The organism is Labrenzia sp. 011, assembly GCF_003075075.1.
In the GTDB taxonomy this organism is placed as follows: Bacteria; Pseudomonadota; Alphaproteobacteria; order Rhizobiales; family Stappiaceae; genus Roseibium.
This window is the reverse complement of the sequence record NZ_QCYM01000011.1, coordinates 92,895-116,388: the sequence shown is the minus strand read 5'-3', so window position 1 is coordinate 116,388 and position 23,494 is coordinate 92,895. Positions and strand designations below refer to the sequence as shown.

Here is a 23,494-nt window from a genome sequence, read left to right as displayed (position 1 = left end):
GTTTTTCGCCGAAATCCGCGCGTTAACAGCCGTTAACGATTAGGGAGAGGCCTGGCAGAAAACAAACCTGACCGCTTTTAAGGCAGTTTTTCTGCCTATTAATTGCCCAAATTAAACGACGACGATTAAAAAATATGCAAAAATAAATCCGACCACGGCGCCGCATAAAAATGCGGCAAAGCGCGCCGGAGCTGACAGACAGACGCAGGCGTTCAGGAAATCGGGTTACCGGGCAGCCCCGGTCAGGCGGAAAAGCCCCCGTCCGCAAGATAGGCCTGTTCCTGCGGGGTCGTCTCCCGCCCGAGCGCCTTGTTGCGGTGGGGAAAACGGCCGAAACGCCGAATGACATCCAGGTGGATCAGCGCGTAGTAATAGAGTTCCTTGTCGCCAAGGCCCCGGAACAGGTCCACGGATCGTTCCTGATGGGCCATCTCCTCCGAATGCTCGAAAGGCAGATAGAAAAACCCGCGACCGGCTTTTGGAAAGGCACGGTCGAACCCGCGGGCAAGCGCATGCTCCGCCACGGCAAGGGCCTTCGGGTCCGCCTTGAAGGCCGCGGCCGTGCCCCGGAACACGTTTCTGGGCATCTGGTCCAGCAGCAGGACAAGCGCAAGCGCGCCGTCCGCCGTTTCCATCCACGGGTCCAGACGGCCGGCAAAGGCATCCTCGATCGCCGGCAGGAATTTCTCCCGGCAGCTGCGATCGAACGCATCGCCGCCGGCAAACCATTTTTCCGGACCTGCCTGCCACCAGAAATCAAGCACATCCAGCGATGTAATCGGCTGATCGGTCATTGGGTATCTTTCACCATTGCATTGAAACCAGCCGCCCGACGCGGCCACCTTTTGGTCCGTTCCGGCAAATGCCTATCCGCCGCAGGCCCGTTTCTGCCAACGGTCGATATGCTCGGCATATAAACTGTCGAAAAAGCCGTCTTTTCTCAGTTCGGCCATCTCCTCCCGGAAAACCTCGACCATGTCGGGATCGCTGCCCTGGCTGAAGGCAGCCCACAGGGGCTGCGCAAGGTCTTCGATGAAAACCACCGGCTGCAGCAGTGCCCCGTCATAGCCCATCCGGCAGGCCGAGGCCCGGGCCAGAAATCCTGTCAGCGGAAGAAGATCGAGCCGGCCGAGATACAGCATCTCGATTCCCTGATGATAATCGGTGATCGGCACCAGATTGCCGGTTTCGTCAAAGCCCAGCCGTTTCAGATAGCCATGCAGATTGCCGCCATCCTGAACACCGATCCTCAACTTGAGAGACACGAGATCCTCGATCCGGTCCGCAGCGACCGCCGGCCGGGTGTCCAGCTGATAGAAATACTGGCCATAGGGGGACACCTCCCCGAGCCACATGAAGGCCTCTTCACGCGCCTGCGTGCGCGACAGCGAGAAGATCAGCACATTCGGGTCCGATTGCGCCGTCAGCATCGCCCTTTTCCAGGGCAGGAAGTCAAAGGAGGCGACCGAAACCGGCAGGCGCCTCCTGACTCGCTCCACCACGGCGAGCATGAACTCCGCCACATAACCGTCCGGGCTGCCGTTGTTGTCCCATTGCAGCGGCGCGAAATCCTGGGTCACCACGTGGATCTGCCGGGGGTCAGCCCTGACCTGCGGGCCGTCCCACAGACAGGCCGCAAACACCGCGCAGACGAAAATCCACAATCCCGATTTCAACTGGTCACCTGTTCCTGTCTGCAAACTTCCGGGGTTCCTTTTTGCAGGAGTCCGGATACCGGTGCGGTTCTGACGATTTTGCCGGCAGCAACGCCTTCTGACGTTCCCCATGGTATCTCGATAGTATATTCAGCGTAAATTCGAACTTCCAATCGCGCGCAAAGGCATGTGATTTCCTGCCATGAACCGGCAGATCGAAAGCCCTGAGATCCTGCAACTCCAGGAACCGAGCCATTGAGTGAAACGACACTGGACCTGAAAGGCCTCAAATGCCCGCTGCCGGTTCTCAAGACGCGCAAGGCCCTGTCCCGACTTGCCCCTGGCGACCGCCTGATCGTGCTCACCACCGACCCCATGGCCGAAATCGACATTCCCCACATGTGCCGGGAGGACGGCCACACCTTGCAGGGCGTGGAAAAAGCCGCAACAGGTCACCGGTTCCTGCTTGTGGCAGGCAAGTGAGGAGCCGCCCGGGGCCGCCTCGGCATTTCTGCCGTCCACAGCCCCGGCCGTCTCGTCAGGAACCGCTCGCGATCCTGTCGATCTCCGCCGCCAGCTCCAGATCCAGCGCGCTCAGCCCGCCCGCATCATGGGTCGCCAGCGTGATATCGACGTTGCGGTAGACATTGAACCATTCCGGATGGTGGTTCATCTTTTCCGCCACCAGCGCAACCTCGGTCATGAAGCTGAAGGCCCGCCGGAAGTCCCGGAACCGGAAGGACTTCGAAATGGCCTCCCGCCCTTCGCACAGATGCCAGTCCGTCAACGCTTTGAGCCCCGCCGCCCGCTCTTCCGGTTTCAGTCGCTCCGCCATCTCATCCTCCTCCAGGTCGCAAATGCCCGATTGCTCAGTCTAGGGTGTGAACGCCCGAATGAGAATGGATTGGTTCGATGCGACCCGAACACCGCATCCTCCGAACCTGTCAGGTTTGCATTGCCATGCCGGGCACGCCGGGTTACCCCGTGGTCATGACCGCTGCCTGGAGATGACCTTGCCCCGCTCCCTACTGTTTGTATGCCTTGGCAACATCTGCCGGTCTCCGCTCGCCGAGGGCGTCTTCCGCTCCCTGGTCGAGGCAAAGGGAGAGAGCGACCGGTTCACGCTCGATTCCGCCGGAACCGGCGCCTGGCATATCGGCAAGCCACCGGACCCGCGATCGATCGATATCGCCGCGAAACACGGAGTCGATCTGTCCATGCAGCGTGCCCGTCAGGTCGCCCCGGAGGATTTCGCCCGTTTCGACATCATCCTTGCAATGGATGCCGACAATCTCGCCGCACTCCGAGCCGCAAGACACTCCGGCACGGCCCGGATCCGTCTGCTGCTGGACGATCCTCCCATGGATGTTCCCGACCCCTATTTCGGCGGACCGCAGGGGTTCGAAAATGTCTACCGTCTTGTCCGCAGCGGATGTGAACGGTTGCTGGAGGCCCTTGACCGGCCCGCATGAACCGGAGGCCGCCCGTGACCGGGAAGAACAACAGCCCCTGCGGGCAAGGTTCATAAATCCGTCTTGCTGCCTGCTGTATGGATTGGGCTCCCGGATATAGTCCCTGGCCCAATCATGAAACTTCTGTGGTGGTCTTTTGCTGCGGTCCTCATTCTGCTCGGTCTGGCGACCGTCTGGCTGCCGATTCCGACCGGAGTGCCGCTTCTGGCTCTGGGCATGATCGTCATCATCGCCACAAGCCGCAGCGCGGCGCGCCTGCTGCGCAGCCGCCGGCGCAACACACCTCACCTGAACCACGCCATCACCTGGGTGGAGGACAGGTCTCCCCTGCACTTCGCCCGGATCCTCAAGCGTACGCGGCCCCGCAAGAAATAAAGGCCCTGCTCAGCTTTCCGAAAAGACGCCGAACAGGCTCCGCACAGCTCTCCTGATCCGCATCAGGACCCGCCGGGCGATCCTCTGCAGCCGGCGGCCGTTCACCGTGAACCACTCGTCCAGCCGGATGTCGCTCACCAGCGGCGGATTGTTGACGTAAAGCAACCGGTGGATGGCCAGGATGAGCAGCAGGGTCAGCCCCCAGGAAATCAGCGTGTCGGACAGAAAATGCCCGCCGAAGGCGACCCTGTTGACGGAGAGAATGAGACAGAGAGGCAGGATGAAGGCAAGGACCGGCTTGCGCCAGGAAGCCGGCACCAGAAAGGCTATCGAGACCAGCCACATGCCCGCCGATGCCTCGCCTGAAACAAACGAGCAGTTGCTGTCGCAGCTGTCGGTGATTTTCCAGACCGGCTGAAACGGCAGGTCACCGCCGAATTCCTCGACCGAGCGAGGACGCGGACGTCCCCAGTTGTTCTTCAGGATCAGATTCACCAGCACCCCCGGCCCCAGGATGAGGGTGCTGATCAGAAAAACCGGCATGCGCAGCGGCAACAGCGGTGGCCGTCCGGGCACCAGCAGCTTGAGAACAAGCACCGTCACGCAGACGATCGCGATCAGGCGGACGAGAAACGGCCCGAAATGCCTGACCTCCCGCAGAAAGGCCAGATCCTGGGCGGAAAAGCCCGCCCCCGGAAAATAGAACAGACCGCTCGCCAGAAGATCCACGCCGGGAAAGGCGAGGAAGAACAGCGAGACAATGGCCACGTAGAGACAGACCGCAACCATCGGGTAGCGGATGCACCACGCGACCGCCTTGTGCGGCATTGACTTCGGTTTATTCTCGCTGGACCCGGCATGCTTCATGGATCCATGATCTAGTTCAACCTGCGGCCATATGGAACCATATGACCGCAGAAAAATTGATCGGTCTTCGGTCAGGCGCCCGAAAGCCGGTCGGGGATATCTTGCGGCCGGATGCGGGCCGGATATGCGCGGAGGACCAGACATGACGCCAGTTGAACCGGCCGGAGGAACGCCCGCAGGCGATATCGAAGCGCGCGAGCCGCAGCAGCGGCCGCCCCTCCGGTTCTGGTTCGAATTCGCCTCCACCTACAGCTATCTTTCGGCCATGCGGATCGAGACCTTGTCGCGGGATGCCGGCACGAGGATCGAATGGCGGCCGTTTCTGCTCGGTCCGATCTTCCGCAAGCAGGGCTGGCAGACATCGCCCTTCCTGCTGCATCCAGCGAAAGGTCGCTACATGTGGCGGGACATGCAGCGCCAGTGCGAGCGTTATGGCCTGCCCTTCATGCCGCCATCCCCGTTCCCGCAGAACAGCCTGCCCGCCGCCCGAATCGCCCATGCGGGACGGGAGCAGCCCTGGATCGGCGCTTTCGTCCGCGCGGTCTTCATGGCCGAATTCGGCCAGGGCCGCGATATTTCCGACGAAGGGCTCCTGGCCGACATCCTGCTGGACATCGGAGCGCCGGCCAGGGAAGTCCTGGACGCTTCGCGCAGTCCGGGCACCAAGGCAGGACTGCGCGAAGCGGTGGAGGAAGCGGAAACCGGCGGCATTTTCGGCGCGCCGAGTTTCGTGCTCGCCGACAGCGAGCTCTATTGGGGCGATGACAGGCTCGAACAGGCCCTGGAGGCGGCCGCGCGGATCCCGGCCTGAAATAGGGCGCTCACCGGTTCAGCGAACCGGCTTCGCTGCTCTTTCCCAGCACAAGTCCCATGGCCTCGTAGAGGGCAGCGGGAGACAGGGGTTTGGTGAGAACGTCCCGGAAACCCGCCTGCCGCAGGCGATCATCATCCACCGATTCCAGCGCCGCCGTCACCGCGATCAGCGGCAGATCCGCCTCCGGACGGAGATGCCTGAGTTCCTCGGCGGTTTCCATGCCGCTCATGCCGGGCATATGCAGGTCCAGAAGCACCGCATCGAAAGCGCTCTTGCCCACCAGACCGATGGCCTGTTCGCCGGATCTGGCAATTTCCGACGAGATGCCGAAGGATTCCAGCAAGGCTTCCAGCAGCCGGCAATTTGTATCATTGTCGTCGACGATAAGAACATGGGCGGAAAGCCCGCTGGCCGGCCGGGACGGTCCCCGCACGCAGGCAGGTGCCACCGAAGTGCCCGGCCCCCCGGTCGCGATGGCGTCAACGGGAATCCGTACCTCGAACCTGCTACCGCCGGCAGCCGGCCGGCTCAGGTCCATCTGCCCGCCCATCTCCTGCAGAAGTTGCTGCGCGCCCCACAGGCCGAGACCCGTTCCAGGTCCGGTCTCGCGGCCATGACGCCCCCGGACGAACGGCCGGAAGAGCCGGGCCTGTTCTTCGGGGTCGATACCCGGCCCGCTGTCGACGACAGTCAGGGCCACCATCTCCCGCCCGTCCGGTCCGGACGGCGGCAGCCAGGCGGCCAGCGAAATCCCGCCTTCCGGCGTGTATTTGACTGCATTGTCGAGAAGGGTCGTCAACACCCTGCGCAAGGCACCCCCACGGGCGGTGACGATGTCCTTCACCGCTGGTTCGAGCGAAACGTCGAAGGAAAGGCCTTTTGCCTCGGCCGCGATCCGGAAGAGCCCGGCGACATCGGAAAGAATATCACCGACCCGGCTCGACCCGCTTCCGCCACCGGAGCTGCCAGAGGGAATGAGGTCGCCGGTCAGCTGGGTCAGGGCATCGATGGAGCGCACGAGAATGGACAGATGTTCCTGCTGGACAGGGTCCAGCGGACGATTGCCGATCAGTTCCGCGGTCAGGCGCATCGCCGCCAGGGGCGTTCTCAGATCGTGGGCCAGAAGCGCAATTTTGACGCTGTCGTCGTCGGGGTCTGCCATGGAGCCCGGGTTCCCTCGCCAGGATGAATGTCAACGGGGCTTGCCAGACGAGTGCCAAAAAGCCAAGTTGTGCTTACCCCGATGACTCGCCGCTGTCCATCCGGTCGCTTGCCGAACGTCCCGAACCCGCGATATCCGAATCAGCCAGAGGCCAACGCTTCCCAATGCTTGGACAAACACTTTCCATTGTCGCCCCGGTCTTCGTTCTGATCGGCATCGGCTATGCCCTGGCGAAATTTCAGGTTCTCAAGCAGAATGCCAGCGAAGCCCTCGGACATTTTGTCTTTGTCGTCTCCATCCCCGTTCTGCTCTTCCGCACGCTGATCGGGGCGGATCTCAGCTCCGGCGTGCCTGTTGCCCTGTGGGCCAGCTATTTCCTCGGGGTCGGTATCGCCTGGGTGCTTGGCGCCCTGATCATCCGCAAGGGATTCGCGCGCGATGCCCGTGCCGGAGCCATCGGCGGAATCTCGGCGGCCTTTGCAAACGGCATCATGGTCGGATTGCCGCTGATTGCCGCTGTCTACGGCGAAGACGGTCTGGTGCCGCTGCTGCTGATCATTTCGATTCATCTGGCCGTCATGACCATCCTGATGGCCGTCGCCATGGAACGCGCCGCCGCGATCGACGGCGGCACCACCACGCCCCCGCTTGGCCATCTCCTGAAGGGGGCCGCCAGGAACCTTGCAAGAAACCCGCTCATCCTTGCCATCGCCATCGCCTTCGTCTGGCGTCAGACAGGCCTCGAAATTCCGGAGATCGGTACGGACGTACTGGACCGTATCGCCGCGACAGCCCTGCCCCTGGCACTGTTGTCGCTCGGCATGAGCCTGGTGCAATACGGAATGCGCGGCAACGTGCTGCCCGGCCTGCTGCTTGCCACGGTAAAGATGCTGGTGATGCCCGTCGTCGTCTTTGTCGCCGGGGCATTCGTGTTCCACCTGCCGCCTCTGTGGACGGCCGTCGCAACCCTGACGGCCAGCTGCCCGACCGGTGCCAACGCCTATATTTTCGCCAATCGCTATGGCACCGGCCACGCCATGTCGGCCAACGCAATCACCGTGACCACCTTGAGTGCCATCATCACCACAAGCCTGTGGATCTGGTTTCTGGACATGTGGTTCGGTCCGGGACTGCGCTGACGTTCCCCCGCTTCAAAGACCAATGCGCTTGCGCAGCTCCGCATGGCTCATACCGGCATCCCGCAGGATTTTCAGGCTTGTGTCGCGGTTGGACTTGGACAGTTTGCGGCCGTCCTTTCCAAGGATCAGCCGGTGATGCCGGTAACGCGGGACCGGCAGACCCAGCAATTCCTGCAGCACCCTGTGTACGCTGGTGGCATGATAGAGATCCTGCCCCCGCAGCACATCCGTGATGCCTTGCCGCGCATCATCGACCACCACGGACAGGTGATAACTCGTCGGCGTGTCCTTGCGCGCAAGCACCACGTCGCCCCACGCAGCAGCCTCCACGGAAATTTTCCGGCCCGGCTCGAACAGCGCCGGCCCCTCCGCGCCCAGTTCCTCCCAGAAGAGCGGCTGTCCGATCCGGGTCAGCGCCTGCTGCATGTCCAGACGCAGGGCAAAGGGCGCATCGCTCGCCGCCCGCCTCTTGCGCTCGTCTTCCGAAAGGACCGCGCCGTCGCCCGGATAGAGCGGCGCTCCGTCCGGGTCGCGCGGCCAGCTGACCCCTTCCGCTTCCCGGCCGGACACGAAGCCCTTGATTTCGGCCCGCGTCAGATAGGCCGGATAGACCAGTCCCATATCCTGCAGCCGCTCCAGAGCCTGCCTGTAGAAGGCAAAGCAGTCCGACTGGCGCACCACCGGCTCTTCCCAATGGAGGCCAAGCCACGCCAGGTCCTCGAACATCTCCCGTTCCAGGTCCGGGGTGCAGCGGGTCTGGTCGATATCCTCCACGCGCAGCAGCAACCGGCCCCCGAGCGCCACGGCCGCGCGGGCGTTCAGCAGCGCCGACAGCGCATGGCCGAGATGCAGATGGCCGTTGGGAGACGGCGCGAAACGGAAGACGGGTTCGGTCATCGGAACCAACGCAACGGGGTTGACGGGACGGTGAGCCTGAATTCAAGTCCTAGCATCCCCGAGGCCCGGCGCAAGAGCGCAAACAGCCAGATCGTCCCGCATGAAGCCGATTGACACAGAAGACGACATTCGCACCGGCCTGTCCGAGTTGATCCGCTCGGATCCGCGTCTTGCGCCCATCGCCCGGATCGCGGGGCCCCTTCCCCTGCGGCGCCGGACGGCAGATTTTGAAGGCCTTGCCCAGATCGTCACCGGTCAGCAGGTCTCCGTGGCCAGCGCGACCGCCATTTTCCAGCGGCTTCAGACGCTGGTCTCGCCGCTCACCGCCGGGCAGCTGCAGCGCTTTTCCGACCAGGACCTCGCGGATGCGGGTCTTTCCCGTCCGAAGATCCGGACCCTGCGCGCGATCGCCGCCGCCTGTGCTGACGGGCTCGATCTGGCGCACCTGGCCGAAGCCCCGCCACAGGAAGCCCATGCCCGCCTGTGCGCCATCAAGGGCATCGGCCGCTGGACGGCGGATATTTTCCTGCTGTTCTGCGCCGGGCATCCAGATGTCTTTCCCAGCGGCGACCTCGCCCTGCAGATTGCCGTGCGCGACGCACTGGAGCTGACAGAAAAACCGGCACCGGCAACACTGGACGAGATCTCGGCGCTCTGGTCCCCGCACCGCGCCGTCGCCGCGCGTCTGTTCTGGTCCTGGTACCGGGTGCAGAGACAGGGGCGGGACACGCTGCCGGTCTGACGCAGGAGTTCAGGACAGGTCGGTCACCGCCCGCAGAAGCAGGTCGATGTCCTGCGGCCGCGACAGGCGATGGTCGCCATCCGGCACCAGGGAAAAGGTCACATCGTCCAGCGGCAGCGCCTCAACCAGGCGCCGGGCATGGCTCGCGGGCACGTCAGGATCCTCGGCCCCCTGCAGGATCGTGACCGGCGCACCCACATGCAGCGGGCCGCCCAGCAGCAAATGCTTGCGGCCGTCCTCGATCAGCTTGCGGGTGATGACATAAGGTTCATCGCCATAGGCCGAAGGTTGTGCCCAGCGGCCTTGCGACAGGATCGTGCGGCGGATGTCTTCCGTGAAGCGTTGTTTCCACATCAGGTCCTCGGTGAAATCCACCGCCGGGGCGATCAGGACCAGCCCCCGGATCCTGCCGCTCGCCTTGCGGCTCAACGCCAGCAGAAGCGCAATCCAGCCCCCCATGGACGAGCCGACCAGAATCGTTTCGTCCGGACAGAACCGGTCGAACACGGCTTCCGCCTCCTCCAGCCAGTCGGAAACGCAGGCGTCCTCGAAATCGCCGCCGGACTGGCCGTGGCCGGAATAATCGAAGCGGACGACCGCCTGACCGCGCGCCGCACCGAATTCGGCAAGCGCGGCGGCCTTCGTACCGGTCATGTCCGATTTGAACCCGGACAGCCACAGGAGACCCGGCCCCCTGCCGGGGGCATCCAGGACCGCGATACGGCGCTCCCGGGCGTTTTTTCCCACCGGGATGAATTGCGGTTCGCCCGCACCCATACTATGGCTCTCGTTCTGCTAAACTCTTTCGCACGAACAGCTGACATATCGGCCTTGGACGGAAAAGGCCACCCGGAGGGAAGACTTGGACCGATTGCCCCCTGCCACCACCATCTTGCAAGTCATTCCGGACCTGAACTCCGGCGGCGCGGAACAGACGACGCTGGATGTGGCGCGGGCAATCGTCAAGGCCGGCGGAAAGGCGCTGGTGGTCAGCCAGGGCGGCCAGCTGGTCAACAGTCTTGTGGACACCGGGGCCGAACATATCCTCATGCCGGTCAAGTCGAAGAACCCGCTCACACTGTGGAAGAACGCCGGGCGGCTGACCCGGCTGATCGCCGAGCGCAATGTCAGCCTGCTGCACGCCAGGAGCCGTGCCCCGGCCTGGTCGGCGCTATGGGCCGCACGCCGCGCGAAAATCCCCATCGTGACGACCTACCACGGCACCTACAACCAGACGAACACCCTGAAGGCCTTCTATAATTCGGTCATGGCGCGCGGCGATGCGGTCATCGCCAATTCCGGCTTCATCGCCGGGATCATCCGCGACAGGCACCCATCCGCCAGCGATCGGATCACGGTGATCGAGCGCGGTTCGGACCTGAAGGGGCTCGACCCGGAAAACGTCAGTGCCCTGCGCCGCCAGGCGCTGAAAGACAGCTGGGGGATACCCACAGGACGGCCCATCATCCTGAACATGGCCCGCCTGACCGCCTGGAAGGGACAGAAGGTGGTGATCGAGGCCATGGCGCTTCTCAGGGATGCCGGACTGGATGAACCGATCGCGATCCTCGCCGGAGACGCACAGGGCCGTGAAGCCTATGCAGCCGAACTCAGAAAGCTGATCGCGGACCACCGGCTGCAGGAAAGCGTCCGCCTTGTCGGTCATTGCGCGGATGTTCCGGCAGCGCTCGCCCTTGCGGATCTTTCGGTCGTCGCCTCGGTCGAACCGGAAGCCTTCGGCCGCGCGGCTGTCGAGGCCCAGGCGGCCAGCGTGCCTGTCATCGTGTCCGATCTGGGCGCCGTGCCGGAAACCGTGCTCGCCCCGCCGGAAGTGACCGAGGACCGGCGTACCGGCTGGCGCGTGCCCCCCGGCGACCCTCAGGCCCTTGCCGACGCCATTCAGGCGGCACTCGCCCTGGATCCGGCAACGATGGAAAAGATGTCAAGCCGGGCGCTTGACCATGTCCGCAGGAATTTCTCGGTCGAAACCATGTGCGCCCGCACGCTGGCGGTCTATGGACAACAGCTGAACGGCGCTCAGGCCGCCAGCGGATAGGCTTCTTCGACCAGATAGGGTCCGCCACCGACGCTGGCTTTTGCGGAAAACAGCACGAAGCGGCCGGCCGTGAAGGGCGGCGCCTGAAAGTTTCCCCGCTCGCTCAGCCATTTGGCCACATCCTCGTTGGTTGAGGTCCGGCAGCGGGCCACGGTCACATGCGGCATGTATTTGCGCCGTTCGGGTGGCAGATGGATCCGCTGCAGGATGCGCTCCTGCTCCGCCTGCAAGTCGGCCAGCTGGGCCGTCGGCTCCACACGGGCCCACACGGCATGCGGCCTTCCGTTGCCGAAGGACCCCAGCCCGGCCAGCCTGATCTCGATCGGATCCCGGCGGATCCGGTCGAGGGCAGCCACGACCTCATCGGCAGTGCGGTCGTCGATGTCACCGATGAAACGCAAGGTAAGATGGTAGTTTTCCGGGTCGATCCAGCGGGCGCCCCGGAGGCCTCCCCGGAGCATCGAGAGCATGAGTGCCGTCTGGGACGGAATCTCAAGGCCTGTAAATAGGCGCGGCATGGGTTTTCCCTCCGCTGTCGCTGATAAAACCCATGAGGAATCAACTTCATGAAATTCGCAAGACAAAATTCCAAGTTTCTGATTTCGCGTCAGTTTTCCTTGTGAAAAGACACAAATGCCGGATCGGCTGAAGGCGGATCCGGCATGTGCGGGCAAATTGATTCTTGCCGGAACCGCAATTTTGGCGGCCCGGTTTCGCGCCGTTTACGGCGCCGGATTGCCGAATTCCTGGTGCAACGCGTCGATCTTTTCCAGAACATCCTCGCTCAGGGTCAGCTCGGCTGCCGCGATATCCGTTTCAAGCTGGTCCAGCCGGGTGGCCCCGAGGATCACCGAGGTCATGAAACTGCGCGACATCGCGAAGGCAACGGCCATCTGCGAGGGATCGAGTCCGGCTTCCCTGGCAAGATCCACATAGGCATCGACCGCCTGGAGCGCCCGCGGATGTTCATAGCGCTGAAGGCGGTTGAACAGGGTTTTCCGGGCTCCCGCCGGCAACGCACCGTCGCGGTATTTTCCGGTCAGATAACCCTGCGCCAGGACCGAATACCCCAGAAGACCGACATCTTCCCTGTGCGCGACTTCCGCCAGATTGGTCTCGAAGGTCCGGTTGACGAACGAATAGGCATTCTGGATCGAGGCGATACGCGGCAGACCGTAACGCTCCGCGGCCGCGACATACCGCATTGTGCCCCAGGAGCTTTCGTTGGAGATGCCGATGTGCCGGATCTTGCCCGCCTTCACCAGATCGGCCAGCACTTCCAGCGTGGATTCGATGCTGTTTTCATCCTCCGCCGGCTCCACGTCGCGCCAGCGCGTCGGATTCGAGCCGAAACCAGCGGTGTTCCGGTCCGGCCAGTGGATCTGGTAGAGGTCGATATGATCCGTCTGGAGATTTTTCAGACTGCGGTCGACCGCGAATTCGATCTGCTCACGAGTGAGCCGGCCATGCGCGCCGTTTTCACGGAACCAGTCCATGTCGGTTCGCCCGACGACCTTGGTCGCGATGACCACCTTGTCGCGATTGCCCGTCCTGGCAAGCCACGTCCCGATGATGCGCTCCGTGCGCCCCTGGGTCTCTCTTTTCGGTGGAATCGGATAGAGTTCGGCGGCGTCGAAAAAATTGATGCCCTTTTCGAGCGCGAGATCCATCTGCGCGTGGCCTTCTGCTTCCGAATTCTGTTCACCGAAGGTCATGGTTCCAAGACAAAGAGCGCTTACCTGCACATCCGTGCGGCCGAGACGGCGTTGTTCCATCAGAATTTCCTTTATTTGCAAACAGGGCGATGCGGGAGCGGCAAGGCCGGCGGCCTCGGCTCCCGCCCGTCAGGACGACTGGGCTTTGGCCAGAAGGTCTTCCACCTTCGGCAGAATATTTTCGACAATGACGGCGACCCCGTCCGCGTTGGGATGCATGCCGTCGGCAAGATTGAGATCCGGGTCGAGAGCCACCCCGTCCAGAAAGAACGGATAAAGCAGGGTATCGTGGGTATTTGCAATATCCGCATAGATCGGATCGAAGGCCTCCGCGTATTCCGGCCCCAGATTGCGCGGCGCCAGCATGCCCGCGAGCAAAACTTCCACATCCCGTTCCCGCAGGCGTCTGGCGATTTCCTCAAGGTTTTTCCGCGTGATTTCCGGGGAAATGCCTCTGAGGGCGTCGTTCGCGCCCAGTTCCACGATCACCGCATCCACGTCGGCTCCCACGGACCAGTCAAGCCGCGAAAGCCCGCCGGACGTCGTGTCGCCGGACACTCCGGCATTGACGACCTCCACCGAATGACCGCGTGCAAGCAGCGCCTTCTGGAGCTGTTCGGGAAAGCCTTCTTCCGGCGCAAGCTGGTATCCGGCGGACAGGCTGTCGCCCAGAACCACCAGCTTCAGATCCTCTGAATGGGCCATGGCGGGAAGAAGAAAAAAGACAACGACAGCTAAACGGGCGATTAATCGGTTCACGCTAACCCTCTTTCAGGACTGGAAGACGCGTCACATCAGGCCCATATGGTCGCAATGAGTCCCAATGTCGAGGCCATGCATCCGTCAGGAAGACGATCGCACGCCTGTTGTAAAGGTCAGATGATGCCGAATTCGCCCGCGATCGCCCTGAAAAATGTCCACCTGACCCTCGGAGACGGAGCCGGCCGGGTGCACATCCTCAAAGGGATCGATCTGCAGATCGAAAAAGGCACCTCCGTCGGCCTTGTCGGCCCGTCCGGTTCGGGAAAATCGACACTGCTGATGGTCATGGCCGGACTGGAGAGGGCAGATGAAGGCACCGTTCAGGTCGCCGGTTCGGAGCTCGGGCCGCTCTCGGAAGACAGGCTGGCACAGTTCAGGGGCCGCAATGTCGGCATCATCTTCCAGTCCTTCCACCTGGTCCCCAACATGACCGCACTGGAAAACGTCGCCGTGCCGCTGGAACTTGCCGGCGACCCGGACGCCTTCGACAAGGCCCGGGCCGAACTCGACTCGGTCGGCCTCAGCCACCGCATCCACCATTATCCGGCGCAGATGTCGGGCGGCGAACAACAACGGGTCGCGGTCGCCCGGGCACTGGTCGTGGCACCTGAAATCCTCATCGCCGACGAACCGACCGGCAATCTGGACGACTCGACCGGCAGCCAGATCGTCGATCTGATGTTTTCGGCCCAGCGCGAACGCAGGACCACACTCGTTCTGGTCACCCATGACCCGGCGCTGGCGGCCAAATGCGACCGCGTGATCCGGGTGCGGTCCGGCGAGATCGACGAGACGACCACCGGTGCCGACATGCAGCAAGAGGTCTCCGCGTGAGCGGCTTCCTTCCGGGGCATGGTTCCGCCGGCAACCAGACCTTCGCCCTGGCCACCCGCTTCGCGCTGCGCGAACTGCGCGGCGGCCTCAGGGGATTCTACATCTTCATCGCCTGCATCGCTCTCGGCGTTGCCGCCATTGCCGGGGTCACCTCGGTATCCCGTGCCCTCACCGAAGGGATCTCTCGGGAAGGCCAGGATATTCTCGGCGGCGATCTGTCCTTTTCGCTGATCCATCGGGAAGCCGAACCGGAGCAGGTCGACTTCCTCGAAACGCTGGGAACCGTGTCGCGCGCCGCCACCTTGCGGGCCATGTCCCGCCGGGCCGACACCAGCGATCAGGCCCTGGTCGAACTGAAGGCTGTCGACAGCGTCTATCCGCTTTACGGCTCTCTTGATCTTGCCTCCGGTCAGCCGCTGGACGCGGCCCTGTCCAGACAGGACGGCGTCTGGGGCGCCGTTGCCGACCTGGCACTGCTCGCCCGCCTCGATGTCGCCGTCGGCGACACGCTGGCGCTCGGGCGGACGACGGTACGCATCACCGATGTCATCGATGCCGAACCCGACAAGCTGTCCGGCGGGCTGGAGTTCGGCCCGCGCCTGATGATTTCCGATGCGGCGATCGCCGACACCGGCCTCATTCAGCCCGGCAGTCTGGTGCGCTGGCACTACCGCGTCCGCCTCGACCCGGCGCCCGAAATCCAGGCGCTCGAAACCGTCGTCGAAGATGTGAAACACGAATATCCCGATGCGGGCTGGCGGATCCGCTCCCGCGCCAATGCCTCACCCGGCCTGCAGCGCAGCATTGGCCGCTTCGCGCAATTCCTGACCCTTGTCGGCCTGACCGCACTGGTCGTCGGGGGCGTCGGCGTCGCCAATGCCATCCGCGCCTATCTGGAGACCAAGCGGGAGGTCATCGCCAGTTTCAAATGCCTGGGCGCAACCGGCGGCTTCGTCTTCCAGATCTATCTGGTCCAGATGCTGATCCTGGCACTCATCGGCATCGGTATCGGCCTGGTGGTTGGCGCCTTGCTTCCCTTTGCCGCCGCCGCCGCCCTGTCCGGCGTCCTGCCGATAGAGCTCGCGGCGAGCATTTATCCGGCGGAACTGGGCCTCGGCCTTGTCTACGGTCTGCTGACGGCGCTCGCTTTCGCGCTCTGGCCCCTCGGCCGCGCCCATGACGTCCCGCCGACCGCCCTGTTTCGCGACATCGTGTCCGGCGGACCGAAATTTCCGCGCAAGCGCTATCTCGTCGCCACGCTGGTGACCGTCGTCGCCCTCGCTGCCATCGCCATCCTGCTGTCCCACGACCAGCGCATGGCGGGCATCTATATCGCAGCCACCGGCGGAGCCTTCATTCTTCTGGTTGCCGTGGCCCGGCTGATAATGGTGGCGGCCAGACGCCTGCCCACGGTCCGCTCCACGGAACTCCGGCTGGCCATCGCCAATATCCACCGGCCCGGCGCCCTGACACCCTCGGTTGTCCTGTCCCTCGGACTCGGCCTGTCACTGCTGGTGGCCCTGGCCCTGATCGACGGCAACCTGCGCCGCGAACTGACGGCGACGATCGCAGACCAGGCCCCCAGCTTCTTTTTCGTCGATATCCAGAGCCACGAACGCGATGCCTTCGAAGCGCTGCTGACGGAACAGGCTCCGGACGCCACCCTGCAGAGCGTGCCCATGCTGCGCGGACGGATCATCAGCCTGAACGATGTTCCGGCGGAGGAATTCACCCCGGCCAGGGAAGGCTCCGGCTGGGTCCTGCGCGGTGACCGCGGCATCACCTACCAGTCCGAAATGCCGGAAAATTCGAAACTGGCGGCGGGCACATGGTGGCCCCGGGACTATGACGGACCGCCCCTGCTGTCCTTCGATGCGGAAGCTGCCGCGGATCTGGGTCTGAACATCGGCGACAAAATCTCCGTCAACGTGCTCGGACGCGAAATGACGGCCGAAATCGCCAATTTCCGCGATGTGGAATGGCAGTCACTGGCCATCAACTTCGTGATGGTGTTTTCCCCGAACACCTTTGCAGGCGCGCCGCATGCCCATTTGATGACCCTCGGCTGGGATCGCGACGTTCCGCAGGAAACCGAACTGGAACTTCTCAAGACAGTGTCCAATGCCTTTCCGACGGTCACCGCCATCCGGGTCAAGGACGCCATATCCCAGGTGAACGATCTGGTGGCCCAGCTTGCCTGGGCCATCCGCGGCGCAAGTTCGATCACCCTGATCGCCAGCATTCTGGTACTGGCCGGCGCGCTTGCCGCCGGACACCGCAGCCGCATCTATGACGCGGTCATCCTCAAGACCCTCGGGGCAACAAGAACCCGGCTGATCGTCGCCTATGGACTGGAATACGCCATATTGGGCCTGGTGACCGCGCTGTTCGCACTGGTCGCGGGCGGCATCGCGGCCTGGTACGTGATCACCCAGATCATGGGCGGATCCTTCGTCCTGATGCCTGTCACTGCCGCGAGCGCCGCGCTCGTCGCCCTGATCCTGACCGTCGGTTTCGGCCTCGTGGGCACCTGGCGGATTCTCGGCGAAAAGCCGGCCCCGGTCCTCAGAAACCTGTAGGAGACATCGAGCGGTTTGCGCACACATCATGGGCCGGCACCTGCCGGTCCTTTCGCCCGATCCGCGGGAGGTGCAACGCGGCATCAGGTCGACGCAACTTGCGCGCGGCAATATTCTTGGCTATCCGGAAGGACCGGAAAAGATTGATCAAGGGCCGCGTAAATGTTTGGATTTATCAGTAGAGTTCAGTTTCGGAATTTCGCAGCAGCAGCGGCAATCGCCGCAGCAGCCACGATGTCATTTGTCGTCGGCGCACAGGCAGAAAGTCCGTTCCACACCGGCGTGTGGCAGTTGAACACACCCGAAGGCCCACGCGGTCTGGTCGTCAGTGACTGGCTTGTCTTCGAGGACGGCCTGCCGAAACGCTGGCTTTACCGGCGCGCCGGCACGAACGACGCAAACCAGTTCGACTTCTTCACCCGCACCATGGGTGACAGCGGCTACACGCCGGTCGGCATCCGGGTCTACCGCACCGGCGACAATTCGATGAAATACACGCTGGCGCCCAAGGGCGGGGATCCCATCGAGGTCTCGGCGGTCCGCCTGTCCATACCCAATTTCGAGAATTCCTGCCTGTCGGTGGAGAAAAAGGGCAAGCGCTTTTTCGGAAACTGGACCGGCACCGCAGGGTCGACACTGAAGAAGCTCAGGGTCGGACGAAACAGCCTGACCATCGACGGCAAGACCCGCAAGGTATCCATCGAGGAGGTCCGTGTCGGGCGCATGGGCATCATGGAAAACGGCAGGCCGATCGCTTTCCTGACGGACGCCGGTGGCGACTATGCCGTTCTCCAGTGGTTTCGGCCCGGCGTGAGCGAAGAGCAGATGCGCAACAAGGAACGGGAAATCCTGGATTTCGAGGCCGAAGAGATTGTCCGCAACCCGGGCGGCACCTGCGACAGGCAGATCGCTTCCCGTCTGAAAGCAATGAAATAGGCACCGGAATCTTAAGCATATTGCTGTTTCTTCCGTCAGGCAGGTCAGGATAACGTTTTTTTCAAGACTCCTGACTTGTGCTGAGCCTCGCAATTTCCCATATGTTGAGGGAGTTGCGTTGCTTGCGATGTCGCAAGCAATTTCGATCTAAAAGGGGATCTTAACGACCATGTCGACCTTTAACCGTCAACCTCAAGGCGCCTACCAGGCAGCCGGCACACGTGCCGAGGCCGGCATTGATCAGGGCCTGCGGGCCTATATGCTGGGCGTCTACAATTACATGACCATCGGCCTTGCGCTGACCGGCTTCCTGGCGTTGCTGACCGCAATGATGGCAACGACCACCGATCAGAGCGCCGCCGTCGCCAGCCTTGGCAACGGCCGCATGCTGACCCAGCTTGGTGTCGCCATCTATGGCAGCCCGCTGAAGTGGCTCGTGATGCTGGCGCCCCTGGGCATGGTGATGTGGCTGTCCTTCCGGATCCAGTCCATGAGCGCTTCCGCTGCGCGGACCCTGTTCCTGGTCTATTCCGGCGTGATGGGCATTTCCCTGTCCTCGATCTTTCTGGTCTACACCCCGGGTTCGATCGCACAGGTGTTCTTCATCACTGCGGCGTCCTTCGGTGCCCTGAGCCTGTACGGCTACACCACCAAGAAAGACCTGTCCGCCATGGGCAAGTTCCTGTTCATGGGCCTGATCGGCATCGTCATCGCGATGGTCGTCAACTGGTTCATGGCCTCCGCCGCCCTTCAGTTCGCGATCTCGGTGATCGGCGTTCTGGTGTTCGCCGGCCTGACGGCCTATGACACGCAGCAGATCAAGGAAATGTACTACGAAGGTGACAGCGGTGAAGTTGCCACCAAGAAGTCCGTGATGGGCGCCCTGCGTCTCTACCTCGACTTCATCAACATGTTCCTGTTCATGCTGCAGCTGTTCGGAAATCGTAACTGATCCGACTGACGCGTCAGACCAAGCCTCTGAAAGGCCCGGCATCCGCCGGGCCTTTTTACATATGTACGAAAAGCTGCTTTGACTGATTAGACAATTTCTGGTTAGCATCCTTCCCGCAGAATTTATCCTGTCATTTTTACGGATTGTCGATGCGCAAGGTCCTGTTTCGCTCTGTCTCGGTTGCCGCCAGCCTGTTTCCCGCAGCCGCGCTCGCGGACGAGTTTTCCAGTCAGTATGGCCTCGCCCTGATCCATGCCGATGCAGCATATCAGGCCGGCTACACGGGTCTGAATGTCAATATCGGCATAGTCGACACCGGCATCACGGCCGATCATCCCGATCTTGCACCGAACCTCAGCGGCTATTCCCTGGACGGAAACACGCTTGCCCCCGTCACCGATGACCTGAACGGCCATGGCACACATGTCTCCGGCATCATCGGCGCGGCCAGCAACGGCATCGGCATCGGCATGATGGGTGTTGCTCCGGACGCGCAACTCACCGCACTCACCATATTCGACGAGGACGGCGGTGCCGAGGACGATGAGCTGGAGATCTCCGTTCCGCGGGTCTACGACTACGGTCTCGCAAGGGGCATCGAATTCTTCAACAACTCCTGGGGTAGCGAATCCATCGACCCGGAAGACGAGGAGGATATCGAAGAAGGCAGGGCCTACGTTCTGGAAAACATGCCGGAACAGCTGGGCGCCTTCCGGAATGCGGCCAATCGCCGTGCGGTCCTCGTCTGGGCCACCGGCAACGATGGCGAAAGCAATCCCGGCCTGGAAGCGCAACTGCCGCTCTATTTTTCCGAGCTGACCTCCAGCTGGCTGGCGGTGACCGCGGTCGGTCGCGATGGCACGATCACCGATTATGCCAACTGGTGCGGCGTGGCCGCCACTTGGTGCCTCGCCGCCCCGGGTGGCGGAGACGATGAAGACGCGGACGGGATCTATTCCACCTCCAACGACGGAGGCTATGTCCGGTATTCCGGCACCTCGATGGCCGCCCCCCATGTGACCGGAGCCCTGGCCATTGCCCGGGAAATGTATCCGAATGCCTCGGCAACCGATCTGGCCGATCTTGTCCTTCAAACTTCGACCGACATCGGTGCCGAAGGCATCGACACGGTCTACGGATGGGGCCTGCTCAACATCGGCAACCTGGTTGCCACCGGACAGGCAGAGACGGCATCCTTTCCCGCCCAGAACGTCTGGGCCCAGGCGGATATTCTCGACCGGATCATTGACCTGACCCGCCGCGGTCAGGATCTTTCGGGCCGCGCTACCGGCGACGACATTCTGATCTCCACCCATGGCGCGCACCCGGCACAGCCGCTGGAAAAAAGAATCGTGATTCAACCGATCGTCGCCGACAGCCGGATTTCGGGAAGCGGGTCGCAAGGCGGCGCCACATCCTGGTCGGGCGGTGCCCTCGCCAGCATGGAGCTGCTGCGGACCGGCACCGGCTCGCTCGGCGCCGCGCTCGGATTTACAGGCTCCCGGGTCGAAGCGGGCAGCAACCGGGCTGACGTGACCGGATACCATCTGGCAGTCTTCGGCGCCTATGACGACGAAAGACTGTTTGCCGACGCCGCCGCCGGCTTCAGCGCCTTCCGCACCCATCAGACGCGCAAGGACATCGCCGGAACGAACGGAACCGTCCTGGGAGGTTCCGGCCTGAGCGCCAGCAGCGAAAGCACCGATTTCGGCGGCTGGCTGGCGGCAAGGGCCGGGTCCAGCTTCGAAACCCGCGCCGGTGCGCTCAGGCCCTATCTGCACGGCCGCCTCGTTCACCAGTGGATGGGTTCCTACACCGAGAGCGGCGCCGGCGTGTTTGATCTGTCCGCCTCGGCCGACAACGTCACCGGGTCGACAGCCGGAGTAGGGCTCAACATGCGCCCCCATGCCGCCGACTTCGGCTTCGCCACGCTTCACGCCCGGCTCGATATCGCCTATGCCCGCGCAATCGGACCGGACGAATATACCCGCGAAGTCCAGCTGCTCGGATCCCAGCTGACCGGATCCACGGCCGAGCTCGGCCGGGACATCGGCATGCTCGGCGCCGGGATGGAACTCGATTTCAAGGACACCGGCCTCAGCAGCTCTCTGGGCTATTCAGGCGCCTACCGCGAGAACGCCCAAAGCCACGTGCTCGGCTTCAAGCTGTCGCTCCGGTTCTGATCCCGGCCCGCGGTTGCGGCCGTTTCAGATCCCTACCAGCCGCAGGTGTTTCTTCTTCTCGAGGACCTTGAGAACCTGCGCGAGCTCATGGCCGCGCTTGAGGACAACGCCGCCCGTGGCGACAACCGAAAAGGCGCCCTGGCGTCTGGCCAGCTTCGGATCCTTTTCGATCCGGTAGAGCGGCATCTCGGAAGAGCGCCGGAACACGGAGAAAACAGCCCTGTCCTTGAGCAGGTCGATGGCATAGTCCCGCCACTCACCGTCCGCGACCATGCGCCCATACAACCTGAGGATCGTATCGAGTTCGCGCCGGTTGAAGGCGACGACGGGTTTGGGAGGGGGAGCCGGCTGGCCTTGCGGCGACGGGTTGCCACCCGCACCGCGATGAAACGCGCTGTCATCGGCTTCGCTCATTCCGCCTCCATTCCGTTTGCGGTTCCGCAACGGCCGGGACTGTCGTCCCGGCAAGGGTCTCCTGTCACCTGCCTGTCATGATGCGTCGGCTTTTGTCCGGAAGGCAAGTCCGCAAATCCCGCATCGCCCGCTCAGGCCGCGATATTGTCAGATTTGACAGGCAATTTCCTGAGGAGAACGGCAAAAACGGACGTAACGGAACCTTGCCCAGAAAGAACGCCCATATTTCCATGTTTTTGCCGCAATCCAGCCCTTGGCCAGCCATTTTGACTTACCATATTAGCTTCATACCCTGATGGGTATGGTCAGTGGAAGCTGCGGAATGCATTAGCCCCCCAGCCCCCCGTGGTTTTCGTCGGCCAACCAGATTTTAGCGAGTCAAACATCAGGGCAACTGAAGGGCCGGCGCCACGCCGGCCCTTTTCATTTGTGCGGATCGGCCAGCCGGCCCGGACGTCACCGCGCTTCCGCCCTGCCCAGATACTCCTGCAGAAACGCGATGAATCTCGGATCCGTCCCATGGGCCACATTGACGCGCATGGCCGCGCGCCCACGGCTTTTCCGGTTCGGATAGAAGACCGATCCCGGCGAAATGAAGATACTCCGGCGGCTCGCCTGCGCGCACAGCTCCTCCTCGTCGACATGCTCGGGAAACTCCACCCAGAGATAGAAGCCGGGAATGGAGCTCTCCATGAGAGAGAGACCGAGTTTCTCCATCTCTCCGAAGGTGGCCTTGCAGGCCTCCTCCACCCGGCCCCTGAGGCGTCTCAGGTGGCGCAGATAGTGTCCCGCCTGTATCAGGTTGAAGACGAACCGTTCGACATGTTCGGAGGAATTGACCAGGGTGACCATCTTGATGTCCGCCAGACGACGAATAACCTCGGGTGCTCCGGCCACATAGCCGCATCTCAGACTGGCCGACAGCGTCTTGGAGAAGGAGCCGAGATAAAGCACACGGTTCAACTGGTCGAGGGCGGCCAGCCGCGGCAGCGTGGACGGAAGAATGTCGGCCAGCGCATCATTTTCCACCAGCAGGAAACCCCAGCGCTCCGCGAGCTGCATCAGCCCGAAGGACCGCGATGGCGACAGGGACCCGCCGGTCGGATTGTGGCCGTGGGACTGTGTGACGAACATCTTGGGACGGTGCAGCGCCAGCTTCGCTGTAAGATCCTCCAGATCCGGCCCGTCCCGGTCGCGGCGGATACCGACAATCTCGACCTTGGCGAAGGTCAGCTTGGAGAACAGCGGGTAATACCCGGGCTCGTCGACAAAGACCGTATCGCCCGGCTCGGTCAGGTGACGGATGATCAGGTCCAGCCCGTGATTGACTCCATGCGTCAGAAGCAGGCCGTCCGGCTGAACGGGGATCGAGCGTTCCAGAAGCTGTACCCGCAGACGGTCGCGCAGCGGACCGTACCCCCAGCAACTGCCGTAGCCGAATTGAATGGCTTCCGGATAGGGCGCCTTGGCATTGGCGAAATGGCGCCTCAGTTCCGATCCTTCCATCCAGAAGGGCGGCGGGCGCCCGTCCCCCGGGCGCACCTCGTAATGCTTTTCAAGCTGTTCGCGCAGCAGGGAGACCCCGTCGACCGCAGCCGCGACATGGGGCGCCGGAGACGCGGGTGCAGAAACCCTGATCTGGGACATATAATAGCCGGACCCGGCCCGCGCTTCGAGAAGCCCGCGGGCGACAAGCCGGTCGTAGGCTTCGGCCATGGTGTTTTTGGAAACGCCGTTCTCGCGCGCTGCCTGACGGATGGATGGCAGCCGTTCGAAAGTCTTGTAAGCTCCGGCCTCCAGCATCAGCGCAACTTTTTCAACGATCTGGTCGACACGGGAAAGGCGCCGGCTGCCATCGCTCATGGTGATTGTCCCTGCTATCGGACTGGGACAGTGACCTCATTTTTGCCGCTATCCGTCCCTTGATTGTCCCAAAATTT

General features: G+C 62.8%; 24 protein-coding genes. 12 read left to right on the top strand and 12 right to left on the bottom strand.

Annotated elements, in window-relative coordinates:
- Positions 1–242: 242 nt before the first annotated feature.
- Positions 243–794 (bottom strand): DUF924 family protein, encoded by a 552-nt coding sequence (locus DCO57_RS13450; RefSeq protein ID WP_116699416.1) that lies wholly within the window; start codon positions 792–794, stop codon positions 243–245.
- Positions 795–866: 72 nt separating this feature from the next.
- The gene (locus DCO57_RS13445; RefSeq protein ID WP_165814736.1) at positions 867–1,700 is read right to left on the bottom strand and encodes a transporter substrate-binding domain-containing protein; all 834 of its coding nucleotides are present in this window, start codon (positions 1,698–1,700) and stop codon (positions 867–869) included.
- A 210-nt stretch (positions 1,701–1,910) separates the two neighbouring features.
- On the opposite strand from DCO57_RS13445, the gene DCO57_RS13440 reads away from it, so the two are divergent.
- Positions 1,911–2,138 (top strand): sulfurtransferase TusA family protein, encoded by a 228-nt coding sequence (locus tag DCO57_RS13440; RefSeq protein ID WP_116699414.1) that lies wholly within the window; start codon positions 1,911–1,913, stop codon positions 2,136–2,138.
- 55 nt (positions 2,139–2,193) lie between these two features.
- On the opposite strand, the gene DCO57_RS13435 is transcribed toward DCO57_RS13440, so the two are convergent.
- Complete coding sequence (locus tag DCO57_RS13435; RefSeq protein ID WP_116699413.1) at positions 2,194–2,490, bottom strand: 4a-hydroxytetrahydrobiopterin dehydratase; 297 nt, start codon at positions 2,488–2,490, stop codon at positions 2,194–2,196.
- Positions 2,491–2,662: 172 nt separating this feature from the next.
- On the opposite strand from DCO57_RS13435, the gene DCO57_RS13430 reads away from it, so the two are divergent.
- The gene (locus DCO57_RS13430) at positions 2,663–3,127 is read left to right on the top strand and encodes a low molecular weight protein-tyrosine-phosphatase (protein WP_116699412.1); all 465 of its coding nucleotides are present in this window, start codon (positions 2,663–2,665) and stop codon (positions 3,125–3,127) included.
- A 114-nt stretch (positions 3,128–3,241) separates the two neighbouring features.
- Complete coding sequence (locus DCO57_RS13425) at positions 3,242–3,502, top strand: hypothetical protein (RefSeq protein ID WP_116699411.1); 261 nt, start codon at positions 3,242–3,244, stop codon at positions 3,500–3,502.
- A gap of 9 nt (positions 3,503–3,511) precedes the next feature.
- On the opposite strand, the gene DCO57_RS13420 is transcribed toward DCO57_RS13425, so the two are convergent.
- Positions 3,512–4,330, bottom strand: a complete 819-nt coding sequence (locus DCO57_RS13420; RefSeq protein ID WP_208977939.1) for a phosphatase PAP2 family protein — start codon at positions 4,328–4,330, stop codon at positions 3,512–3,514.
- A gap of 181 nt (positions 4,331–4,511) precedes the next feature.
- Here DCO57_RS13420 and DCO57_RS13415 point away from each other — a divergent pair, with 181 nt between their 5' ends.
- Entirely contained in the window at positions 4,512–5,180 is a 669-nt protein-coding gene (locus DCO57_RS13415) for a 2-hydroxychromene-2-carboxylate isomerase (protein WP_116699410.1), read from the top strand.
- A 10-nt stretch (positions 5,181–5,190) separates the two neighbouring features.
- On the opposite strand, the gene DCO57_RS13410 is transcribed toward DCO57_RS13415, so the two are convergent.
- A complete protein-coding gene (locus tag DCO57_RS13410) occupies positions 5,191–6,345 on the bottom strand; it encodes a response regulator (protein WP_116699409.1) in 1,155 nt (384 codons plus the stop codon).
- A 164-nt stretch (positions 6,346–6,509) separates the two neighbouring features.
- Between DCO57_RS13410 and DCO57_RS13405 the strand changes: the two genes are divergently transcribed.
- Positions 6,510–7,484, top strand: a complete 975-nt coding sequence (locus tag DCO57_RS13405) for an AEC family transporter (RefSeq protein ID WP_116699408.1) — start codon at positions 6,510–6,512, stop codon at positions 7,482–7,484.
- 12 nt (positions 7,485–7,496) lie between these two features.
- Here the strand turns inward: DCO57_RS13405 and gluQRS are convergent, their stop codons facing one another.
- Positions 7,497–8,381, bottom strand: coding sequence for a tRNA glutamyl-Q(34) synthetase GluQRS (gene gluQRS / locus DCO57_RS13400; protein ID WP_116699407.1), 885 nt, complete (start codon positions 8,379–8,381; stop codon positions 7,497–7,499).
- 100 nt (positions 8,382–8,481) lie between these two features.
- Here gluQRS and DCO57_RS13395 point away from each other — a divergent pair, with 100 nt between their 5' ends.
- Complete coding sequence (locus DCO57_RS13395; RefSeq protein WP_116699406.1) at positions 8,482–9,123, top strand: DNA-3-methyladenine glycosylase; 642 nt, start codon at positions 8,482–8,484, stop codon at positions 9,121–9,123.
- A 9-nt stretch (positions 9,124–9,132) separates the two neighbouring features.
- On the opposite strand, the gene DCO57_RS13390 is transcribed toward DCO57_RS13395, so the two are convergent.
- On the bottom strand, positions 9,133–9,900 hold the full coding sequence (locus tag DCO57_RS13390; RefSeq protein WP_116699405.1) for an alpha/beta hydrolase: 768 nt from the start codon (positions 9,898–9,900) through the stop codon (positions 9,133–9,135).
- Positions 9,901–9,985: 85 nt separating this feature from the next.
- Here DCO57_RS13390 and DCO57_RS13385 point away from each other — a divergent pair, with 85 nt between their 5' ends.
- Positions 9,986–11,179: a glycosyltransferase family 4 protein gene (locus DCO57_RS13385; RefSeq protein ID WP_244287940.1), complete on the top strand. Its 1,194-nt coding sequence runs from the start codon at positions 9,986–9,988 to the stop codon at positions 11,177–11,179.
- Here DCO57_RS13385 and thpR read toward each other — a convergent pair.
- The 3 genes from thpR to DCO57_RS13370 all read right to left on the bottom strand — a co-directional run bounded on the left by thpR (position 11,161) and on the right by DCO57_RS13370 (position 13,599).
- Positions 11,161–11,697 (bottom strand): RNA 2',3'-cyclic phosphodiesterase, encoded by a 537-nt coding sequence (gene thpR, locus DCO57_RS13380; RefSeq protein ID WP_116699403.1) that lies wholly within the window; start codon positions 11,695–11,697, stop codon positions 11,161–11,163. The genes DCO57_RS13385 and thpR overlap by 19 nt on opposite strands.
- A 204-nt stretch (positions 11,698–11,901) precedes the next feature.
- The gene (locus DCO57_RS13375) at positions 11,902–12,954 is read right to left on the bottom strand and encodes an NADP(H)-dependent aldo-keto reductase (protein WP_116699402.1); all 1,053 of its coding nucleotides are present in this window, start codon (positions 12,952–12,954) and stop codon (positions 11,902–11,904) included.
- A 69-nt stretch (positions 12,955–13,023) separates the two neighbouring features.
- A complete protein-coding gene (locus DCO57_RS13370) occupies positions 13,024–13,599 on the bottom strand; it encodes an arylesterase (protein WP_116699465.1) in 576 nt (191 codons plus the stop codon).
- Positions 13,600–13,776: 177 nt separating this feature from the next.
- Here DCO57_RS13370 and DCO57_RS13365 point away from each other — a divergent pair, with 177 nt between their 5' ends.
- From DCO57_RS13365 to DCO57_RS13345, 5 genes are all read left to right on the top strand, one after another.
- Complete coding sequence (locus DCO57_RS13365; protein ID WP_116699464.1) at positions 13,777–14,490, top strand: ABC transporter ATP-binding protein; 714 nt, start codon at positions 13,777–13,779, stop codon at positions 14,488–14,490.
- Positions 14,487–17,069, top strand: a complete 2,583-nt coding sequence (locus tag DCO57_RS13360; RefSeq protein ID WP_244287939.1) for an ABC transporter permease — start codon at positions 14,487–14,489, stop codon at positions 17,067–17,069. The genes DCO57_RS13365 and DCO57_RS13360 overlap by 4 nt, the downstream gene beginning before the upstream one ends.
- Positions 17,070–17,303: 234 nt before the next feature.
- Positions 17,304–18,005, top strand: coding sequence for a hypothetical protein (locus DCO57_RS13355; protein ID WP_208977938.1), 702 nt, complete (start codon positions 17,304–17,306; stop codon positions 18,003–18,005).
- Positions 18,006–18,174: 169 nt separating this feature from the next.
- Positions 18,175–18,957, top strand: coding sequence for a Bax inhibitor-1/YccA family protein (locus DCO57_RS13350; protein ID WP_116699399.1), 783 nt, complete (start codon positions 18,175–18,177; stop codon positions 18,955–18,957).
- Positions 18,958–19,106: 149 nt separating this feature from the next.
- A complete protein-coding gene (locus DCO57_RS13345; protein ID WP_116699398.1) occupies positions 19,107–21,140 on the top strand; it encodes a S8 family serine peptidase in 2,034 nt (677 codons plus the stop codon).
- Positions 21,141–21,164: 24 nt separating this feature from the next.
- Here DCO57_RS13345 and DCO57_RS13340 read toward each other — a convergent pair whose 3' ends face one another.
- Complete coding sequence (locus DCO57_RS13340; protein WP_116699397.1) at positions 21,165–21,554, bottom strand: DUF2794 domain-containing protein; 390 nt, start codon at positions 21,552–21,554, stop codon at positions 21,165–21,167.
- Between the two features lie 456 nt (positions 21,555–22,010).
- The gene (locus tag DCO57_RS13335; protein WP_116699396.1) at positions 22,011–23,417 is read right to left on the bottom strand and encodes a PLP-dependent aminotransferase family protein; all 1,407 of its coding nucleotides are present in this window, start codon (positions 23,415–23,417) and stop codon (positions 22,011–22,013) included.
- Positions 23,418–23,494 lie beyond the last annotated feature (77 nt).

What these genes read in the sequence shown, in the direction of transcription:
- DCO57_RS13450 (WP_116699416.1), bottom strand. Translation starts at nt 794, where the DNA reads ATGACCGATCAGCCGATTACATCGCTGGATGTGCTTGATTTCTGGTGG.
- DCO57_RS13435 (WP_116699413.1), bottom strand. Translation starts at nt 2,490, where the DNA reads ATGGCGGAGCGACTGAAACCGGAAGAGCGGGCGGCGGGGCTCAAAGCG.
- DCO57_RS13430 (WP_116699412.1), top strand. Translation starts at nt 2,663, where the DNA reads ATGACCTTGCCCCGCTCCCTACTGTTTGTATGCCTTGGCAACATCTGC.
- DCO57_RS13425 (WP_116699411.1), top strand. Translation starts at nt 3,242, where the DNA reads ATGAAACTTCTGTGGTGGTCTTTTGCTGCGGTCCTCATTCTGCTCGGT.
- DCO57_RS13420 (WP_208977939.1), bottom strand. Translation starts at nt 4,330, where the DNA reads ATGCCGCACAAGGCGGTCGCGTGGTGCATCCGCTACCCGATGGTTGCG.
- DCO57_RS13415 (WP_116699410.1), top strand. Translation starts at nt 4,512, where the DNA reads ATGACGCCAGTTGAACCGGCCGGAGGAACGCCCGCAGGCGATATCGAA.
- DCO57_RS13410 (WP_116699409.1), bottom strand. Translation starts at nt 6,345, where the DNA reads ATGGCAGACCCCGACGACGACAGCGTCAAAATTGCGCTTCTGGCCCAC.
- DCO57_RS13405 (WP_116699408.1), top strand. Translation starts at nt 6,510, where the DNA reads ATGCTTGGACAAACACTTTCCATTGTCGCCCCGGTCTTCGTTCTGATC.
- gluQRS (WP_116699407.1), bottom strand. Translation starts at nt 8,381, where the DNA reads ATGACCGAACCCGTCTTCCGTTTCGCGCCGTCTCCCAACGGCCATCTG.
- DCO57_RS13395 (WP_116699406.1), top strand. Translation starts at nt 8,482, where the DNA reads ATGAAGCCGATTGACACAGAAGACGACATTCGCACCGGCCTGTCCGAG.
- DCO57_RS13390 (WP_116699405.1), bottom strand. Translation starts at nt 9,900, where the DNA reads ATGGGTGCGGGCGAACCGCAATTCATCCCGGTGGGAAAAAACGCCCGG.
- thpR (WP_116699403.1), bottom strand. Translation starts at nt 11,697, where the DNA reads ATGCCGCGCCTATTTACAGGCCTTGAGATTCCGTCCCAGACGGCACTC.
- DCO57_RS13375 (WP_116699402.1), bottom strand. Translation starts at nt 12,954, where the DNA reads ATGGAACAACGCCGTCTCGGCCGCACGGATGTGCAGGTAAGCGCTCTT.
- DCO57_RS13370 (WP_116699465.1), bottom strand. Translation starts at nt 13,599, where the DNA reads ATGGCCCATTCAGAGGATCTGAAGCTGGTGGTTCTGGGCGACAGCCTG.
- DCO57_RS13365 (WP_116699464.1), top strand. Translation starts at nt 13,777, where the DNA reads ATGCCGAATTCGCCCGCGATCGCCCTGAAAAATGTCCACCTGACCCTC.
- DCO57_RS13355 (WP_208977938.1), top strand. Translation starts at nt 17,304, where the DNA reads ATGTCATTTGTCGTCGGCGCACAGGCAGAAAGTCCGTTCCACACCGGC.
- DCO57_RS13350 (WP_116699399.1), top strand. Translation starts at nt 18,175, where the DNA reads ATGTCGACCTTTAACCGTCAACCTCAAGGCGCCTACCAGGCAGCCGGC.
- DCO57_RS13345 (WP_116699398.1), top strand. Translation starts at nt 19,107, where the DNA reads ATGCGCAAGGTCCTGTTTCGCTCTGTCTCGGTTGCCGCCAGCCTGTTT.
- DCO57_RS13340 (WP_116699397.1), bottom strand. Translation starts at nt 21,554, where the DNA reads ATGAGCGAAGCCGATGACAGCGCGTTTCATCGCGGTGCGGGTGGCAAC.
- DCO57_RS13335 (WP_116699396.1), bottom strand. Translation starts at nt 23,417, where the DNA reads ATGAGCGATGGCAGCCGGCGCCTTTCCCGTGTCGACCAGATCGTTGAA.